Origin of the sequence: Agrobacterium sp. O3.4, assembly GCF_041414895.1 — a bacterium.
In the GTDB taxonomy this organism is placed as follows: domain Bacteria; phylum Pseudomonadota; class Alphaproteobacteria; order Rhizobiales; family Rhizobiaceae; genus Agrobacterium; species Agrobacterium cucumeris.
Window position 1 is genome coordinate 1 of the sequence record NZ_JALPZP010000028.1, and the last position, 438, is coordinate 438.

Genomic DNA, 438 nt, shown 5'->3' on the forward strand with positions numbered 1-438 from the left:
TCGTCTTCGTCGGCCCGTCGGGCTGCGGCAAGTCCACGCTTCTGCGCCTCATCGCCGGGCTGGAGGACGTCTCCGGCGGCAAGATCGTCATCGACGGCAATGACGCCACCGAAAAGGCCCCGGCCGAACGCGGCCTTGCCATGGTGTTCCAGTCCTATGCGCTTTATCCGCATATGAGTGTCAGGAACAACATCGCCTTCCCGCTGAAGATGGCCAAGCTCGACAAGGCGGTGATCGATAAAAAGGTGGAAGATGCCGCCCGGGTGCTGAACCTCACCGATTATCTCGAACGCCGGCCCTCGCAGCTGTCTGGCGGCCAGCGCCAGCGCGTCGCCATCGGCCGCGCCATCGTGCGCGAACCGAAAGCCTTCCTGTTCGACGAGCCGCTTTCCAACCTCGATGCGGCGCTGCGCGGCACCATGCGGCTGGAAATCTCCG

Annotated in this window: 1 protein-coding gene; it reads left to right on the top strand. The window is 64.2% G+C overall.

Annotation, left to right across the window (positions count from 1 at the left end; genetic code table 11):
* A partial coding sequence (locus M0412_RS26435) for an ABC transporter ATP-binding protein (RefSeq protein ID WP_371338352.1) occupies window positions 1-438 on the top strand: 438 nt, incomplete at both ends.